Source organism: Bacillus sp. 522_BSPC (genome assembly GCF_001076885.1).
GTDB lineage: Bacteria > Bacillota > Bacilli > Bacillales > Cytobacillaceae > Niallia > Niallia hominis.
Genome location: NZ_JVDT01000278.1, coordinates 1 through 5,678 on the forward strand (window position 1 = coordinate 1; position 5,678 = coordinate 5,678).

The 5,678-nt window shown below is 36.5% G+C and carries 6 protein-coding genes and 1 pseudogene; 2 read left to right on the forward strand and 5 right to left on the reverse strand.

The window, feature by feature from the left end:
- The first annotated feature begins 137 nt into the window (after positions 1-137).
- Positions 138-1,627, forward strand: a protein-coding gene (locus ADJ83_RS23315; RefSeq protein WP_239687095.1) for an IS3 family transposase whose coding sequence is annotated in 2 segments (ribosomal slippage) — positions 138-555 and positions 555-1,627 — 1,491 coding nt in all. Because the reading frame shifts where the segments join, the coding sequence is not laid out codon by codon here.
- A gap of 329 nt (positions 1,628-1,956) precedes the next feature.
- On the opposite strand, the gene ADJ83_RS26625 is transcribed toward ADJ83_RS23315, so the two are convergent.
- The 3 genes from ADJ83_RS26625 to ADJ83_RS26630 all read right to left on the reverse strand — a co-directional run bounded on the left by ADJ83_RS26625 (position 1,957) and on the right by ADJ83_RS26630 (position 3,469).
- Positions 1,957-2,085 carry a hypothetical protein gene (locus ADJ83_RS26625; RefSeq protein WP_268817980.1) on the reverse strand — a complete coding sequence of 43 codons (129 nt, stop codon included), beginning with the start codon at positions 2,083-2,085 and terminating at the stop codon, positions 1,957-1,959.
- The gene (locus ADJ83_RS23320; RefSeq protein ID WP_031540127.1) at positions 2,075-3,265 is read right to left on the reverse strand and encodes an MFS transporter; all 1,191 of its coding nucleotides are present in this window, start codon (positions 3,263-3,265) and stop codon (positions 2,075-2,077) included. Before ADJ83_RS23320 ends, ADJ83_RS26625 begins: the two co-directional genes overlap by 11 nt.
- A gap of 81 nt (positions 3,266-3,346) precedes the next feature.
- Complete coding sequence (locus ADJ83_RS26630; protein ID WP_268817979.1) at positions 3,347-3,469, reverse strand: hypothetical protein; 123 nt, start codon at positions 3,467-3,469, stop codon at positions 3,347-3,349.
- A gap of 394 nt (positions 3,470-3,863) precedes the next feature.
- Here ADJ83_RS26630 and ADJ83_RS23325 point away from each other — a divergent pair.
- Positions 3,864-4,093: pseudogene (locus ADJ83_RS23325) on the forward strand (IS66 family transposase); the annotation flags it as partial.
- Positions 4,094-4,208: 115 nt separating this feature from the next.
- Here ADJ83_RS23325 and ADJ83_RS23330 read toward each other — a convergent pair.
- Positions 4,209-4,928: a tyrosine-type recombinase/integrase gene (locus tag ADJ83_RS23330; RefSeq protein ID WP_051641031.1), complete on the reverse strand. Its 720-nt coding sequence runs from the start codon at positions 4,926-4,928 to the stop codon at positions 4,209-4,211.
- 184 nt (positions 4,929-5,112) lie between these two features.
- A complete protein-coding gene (gene tnpA / locus ADJ83_RS23335; RefSeq protein ID WP_031538471.1) occupies positions 5,113-5,568 on the reverse strand; it encodes an IS200/IS605 family transposase in 456 nt (151 codons plus the stop codon).
- Between the last annotated feature and the right edge of the window lie 110 nt (positions 5,569-5,678).

Genomic DNA, 5,678 nt, shown 5'->3' on the forward strand with positions numbered 1-5,678 from the left:
TAACCCCCTCTGTTAGGATAGATGTCGTACGATACTTTAGTGTTATACTTTAAGTAAATAACACGGAGGTCGATCGATATGAAAGAAAAAATGGAGTACGATACTCGAAGGAACAAAAAGAGGCAATTGTTAAACGAATGATGCCACCACATAACGAATCAGTGGCTACTATCTCGAAGGAAGAAGGCATCACAGAACCAACGTTGTACAAGTGGCGTAAGGCTGCACGTGAAGCTGGTGTGGCAACGCCTGGCAATGGACAAACAAGTGACAAATGGACCAGTCAAGATAAGTTTTTAATCGTGATGGAGACCTTTGCGATGAACGAAACGGAATTGGCTGAATACTGTCGTAAAAAGGGTTTGTACCGTGAACAGATTGAATTATGGCGATCTGTTTGTCTCCAGGCAAACGGACAAGTATTTGATCAATCAAAGCAGTTATCTGGTGCGTTAAAGGAAGAACAGAAACGGGCAAAACAGTTAGAAAAAGATCTTCAAAAGAAGGAGAAAGCATTAGCGGAAGCTGCGGCGTTATTATTACTTAGAAAAAAGGCCCAAGCGATTTGGGGGGACGACGAGGAAGAATGATTAGCCCATCAAATCGCGCATTAGCTGTAGAACTCATCCAAGAAGCCAATCAAAATGGTGCGCGGTTAGCGAAGGCTTGTGAGGAACTTTATATTAGTGTACGAACCTACGAGCGCTGGGTGGCAGATGGTAAGGTTAAGGTCGATCAGCGTCCCTTTGCGAAAAGACCTGTTCCAAAAAATAAGTTGTCCGAGGAAGAGAAAAAGGAAATACTCGAGGTTGTTACACAAGAAGAATATGCCGACTTACCGCCGACACAAATTGTCCCAAAGCTTGCGGATAAAGGAACATATATTGCGTCAGAATCTACGTTTTACCGTGTTTTACGTGAAGGAAAGATGCAACACCACCGTGGACGTAGTCAAAAGCCAACACGAAGAATCCCCGAGAGTCATCTGGCCACATCGCCAAATCAGGTGTGGACATGGGATATTACGTGGCTTGGTGGACCTGTGAAAGGCTTGTATTATCGCCTCTATTTAATACTCGATCTATTTAGTAGAAAAGCAGTTGGGTGGGAAGTATGGGAAAAGGAAGAAGCGACACACGCTGAATCACTTGTAAAAAAAGCAGTCATTAATGAGAAAATCCAAGGGGCACCACTGGTGTTGCATTCAGACAATGGGAGTCCGATGAAAGCTGAGACCTTTTTAAGTTTACTTGAGAAGTTGGGGATCCAAAGTTCCTTTTCAAGACCACGTGTAAGCAATGATAATCCTTATTCAGAAGCCATGTTTCGAACACTTAAATACCGCCCTGATTATCCGCATAAGGGCTTTACCTCACTTGAAGAAGCCAGACAATGGGCACACCAATTTGTCCATTGGTATAATCATATTCATCTGCATAGTGGGCTGAATTATGTAACACCGGCACAGTGTCATGCCGGAGAACACGTAACCATATTGACAAAGAGAAAAGACGTATATGAAGCCGCAAAAGCGAAGCATCCAGAACGCTGGGCGAGGAGTCTAAGAAATTGGACACCTATTGAAAAAGTAGCACTTAATCCAATGCGTGATGAGGGAAAAAGGTAACGTTGAGTCCGCCTTAATACACTTTATTCCCTGATGATTTGAATGGAAAGAATGGATTTCCTTTCCATTCAAATCATCAGGCCAGCAAGCGTAGCGCGGTAGCCTTGACTGAACACAACACTAAAGTAACTAAATGCGACAACTATGTTGACAAACACCGTTAACAACGTAAAGTAACTTGCCTATTTCAATTAGATACTCATCCTTATTTAATATTTTGTATTTCAACAATAATCAACTCCAAAATAAAATAATTTAAAAATTGGAATTTTTCCACTTGATTTTGAAAATAGAGTAAAAAAAAATAGTGGAACCACTTTGTTGCAAATTTATTTTTCCGCATCTTTTTTCTTTAATGCTTTTTTGTCTCCATTTATTTTTTTTCCTTTTTGCATAACTTTGCATTGAGTAACCTCAGGTTTAAGTTTTTTTACCTCTGGGTTTAAATTAATTTTCATATGTATCCCTCACAATCTCATTTTTCTTTATATTAAATTTATTTTTCAAAAATAAAATAGTAGAAAAGACGATAATTAGGCAGGAAATTGATAGATAAGTAAACTTCAATCCAAAGTTATCAGCAATTAATCCTGTTAAAGGTGATATTAAAGCAACGAATAAACTAATGAGTAAACTTGCACATGATAAGATTGTCGCTCTGTTTTCCGATGGAATATTATCATTTAATTTGGTGTAAAAATACGGACTTGCTATTCCTCGCACCACACTTAAAGCTACTAATATAATTAGCCCCCAAAAGTTATCAAGGATATAGAGCATAAAAGTTAGTATACTAAACCCAAGAATCAAAACCAGATTAGTATAATCTTTAAGCTTTAATGAAATTTGTTTACTCCTTTTCGAGAAAAACCCTGCAGTGATATTCAATATAAAAAATATAAAACCAAATTCAGTACTACTTATTTGTATTTCATACATAAATGGCTGATCATAAGCTTTAACTATCTGTATAACTGACATAATTAATACCAATGATAATGTGGCATTCAATACTTTATTTGTTTTGAAAATAATAAGTGTACTTGTTTTAATTATTTCAAAATGCCCTTTTTTTCTATTATTTTGGGAATATCTCACTTCGTCCTCTAAATTTATTGAAATAATCAATGCACACAGAAAAGTCCCAATAGTCATAATAAAAGGTAAATAAATATTTACCCCATATAGGATGCCAGAAATAATCGCAGCAAAACCCATATAATAAAATGTATAGCCTCGAATTCTCCCGTCAATTTCTTGAAACTCATTTTCATGTTTATACTTTTTCATCATGTCATATAAATATGCTGAATCCGTTCCAGATAAAAACACTACTCCTAATGCCATTAGTACTGACCCCACATAAAATGAACCAAAGATATAAAAGACAATACTAATAAGTCTTAACAATACACTTATAATTAATGACACTTTTCTAGAGTATTTATCACTAATAATTCCTGCTGGAATTTCCATAAGTATAACGGTTATACCAGAGACAGTTCCTATTAGCATTAGTTGTGTTATAGATAAACCGTGATTAAAAACAAAAAGAGCAAAAATCGCATCGATGAATAAAACAGAAGTAAGCACACTATATGTTCCAAATAATAACAAGGTTTTTTTATATGAGTTCATGAACAGTTTCCTCACCTATTATTTTTTTGTAAAATTACCGCCACAATTGTGGCGGTAAAATAAAATTGTAGCCGAAAAAAATTAACAAATATCAGTTCCTGGGTAATATAGTTCTAATTTTAATTCTTCATCTTCATTAGCCAATTCATTTTGTGTTTTAATTTCGGATAAAATGTCTTCAAGAGTATATTTTTCCTCACTCATATTCTCACCCCCATTCTTATTATTAATAGTTTTTTATTTGATAACCATTTGCATGGATACCATCAAAGTAAGCGGAATATATTAATTTATTCTTCAATACTATAATACAACTTTTTCCACATATGTCTGTTTGGTATTTGTTACAATATATTGAAATTTCTATGTAATCACATAATTGCATAAAAAAGAGACAATGACGATACCTTAAATCAGCTTCACGATAAAGGAAAATTAAAATAGAATACAAAGGTACTGTCGTTTAGATCAAAAATATACACAAAAAGGATAACCCTCTTGAGGTGATGGAAAGCAAGGGATTTGAAGGATTCATCAATATAAGAGTGATTGACGAAACGTTGAACGAGGGTGAGTTTTACTTTTTAAAAGAAGGTTCAACCGATCCGATGGGAAATCTGGTCAAACCAATCCCTATAATTGGGTGTATCGAAGTGTGCCAAGCCAAGGTCCAACCATGACTCTCTTTCAAAGCTCAGTATCACGTGCTCGATCTGTCCTTGAAAGTTTCATTAAAGGATATTCCGGAATGATTGTTTGTGATGGTTATTCTGCTATGATAAGTTGGAAGGCGTTACCTTCGCAAATTGTTGGGCGCATTATCCGAGAAGAATTACTGTATGTCTTAACATAAAACATTTCTTCTCTTTTTTCTTAGATAATCTTTTGATGTTTTTGACAAAAGTTTCAGTCTTCAGTTCAGAAAATCGGGAATTCTGATGCTTTATTCGTCATAAGACACCTCCGGGAAAACCTGCAGTGTGTAATCTTCAAACAGTTCCATAGCTTCAGGATAGAATTCGCTGCTGAATTTCAGATAACTCTCCGTTTCTTTAAGGCTGTCATGTCCCAGATATATAGATAAATAGGGAACCGATGCGTCAATCGAACGCCCTGACTTTTCAGCTTCTGCAAAGTATTTAAAGGCAAACACATGCATCAGGCAGTGAAGGCATGGTCCACGTTCCCGTTTTCCCATACCTTTCAATGATATGCCGGCATATTTCAGTATGGTATTGAGTTTATTACGAGCAGCTTTTACAGAAAGTGGTACTTCCTGTATTGCGCTGGGGAACAGTAATGCTTCGGCTTTTCCTATCAACCCCATTACTAAACAGTATCTAATCAAGATTGATGTCAAAGTCTCATGCATAGGTACTAGCCGTTGCTTGTCTCCTTTTGTCTGTTTTAGAATGAGGATTCCACCATCGAGATCCATATCCTTCATCTTCAAAGCTAGAGTTTCCCCTACGCGCAAACAGCAGCCATACATGATTCGGAGCATCATTGGAAACTCAAGCTGGATGTAGGGATTCGGTTGGCTCTTTGTAAGGGTAATATTATCGGATAATGCAAAAATCCTTTTAAGTTCCTCATCAGAAAAAAACTGGCTTTTTTCTGTCAGTGAAGCTGGAGCAAAAGCTAACGCCATTTGTTTAAGCATCACAAGCCATGAAATCTTAGATCAATACTTGCCCTGGTCAAAAATGATTCAGGCAGAATGTAGTAATTAAAATAAGTAAGTATCCGCCGGTAGAACCGGCGGTTTTAATTTCGCCCTATAAGGGCACTTTACCAACGAAGCCCCTAAAGGGACCTCTAAATTGACCGCCAACCGTTTACTCTCCCTACTTTTCTTTAAATGGATCGACGTATTCTCGTTTGCTCATATTATCTCGCAAACGGTCTTCTGCTTCTTGCTCTCGAATATACTTTGCAATTGTTTTTTCGTTTAATCCCACCGTACTTACGTAATATCCTTTCGCCCAAAACGTTCGGTTTCCATGATTATATTTTAAATTTGCGTGTCTATCATGGATCATCAAGGAACTTTTACCTTTTAAATATCCCATGAAATACGAAACAGACATTTTCGGTGGTATTTTGACCAGCATGTGAATATGATCTGGCATTGCATGTGCTTCCAATATTTCTACATCTTTCATTTCACATAGTTTTCTCAAAATAGCACCTATATCTTTTCTTAATTTCCCATACACTACTTTCCTTCTGTATTTGGGAATAAATACGATATGATACTTACAATTCCATCTTGTATGTGATAAACTATTGTCGCTCGACATGAGCAGGACTCCTCTCGTTAATAGAAGTTGGTTTGACGGCCATCTTCTATTATAACGATTGGAGTTTTTTTCTGATACAACTCTACAAGTTTCATTTGCACACAGGCATA

Bases quoted from the DNA above. Each gene is read 5' to 3' on its own strand.
- ADJ83_RS26630 (WP_268817979.1), bottom strand. From the start codon at position 3,469: ATGAGTGAGGAAAAATATACTCTTGAAGACATTTTATCCGAAATTAAA.
- ADJ83_RS23330 (WP_051641031.1), bottom strand. From the start codon at position 4,928: ATGCTTAAACAAATGGCGTTAGCTTTTGCTCCAGCTTCACTGACAGAA.
- tnpA (WP_031538471.1), bottom strand. From the start codon at position 5,568: ATGTCGAGCGACAATAGTTTATCACATACAAGATGGAATTGTAAGTAT.
- ADJ83_RS23320 (WP_031540127.1), bottom strand. From the start codon at position 3,265: ATGAACTCATATAAAAAAACCTTGTTATTATTTGGAACATATAGTGTG.
- ADJ83_RS26625 (WP_268817980.1), bottom strand. From the start codon at position 2,085: ATGAAAATTAATTTAAACCCAGAGGTAAAAAAACTTAAACCTGAGGTT.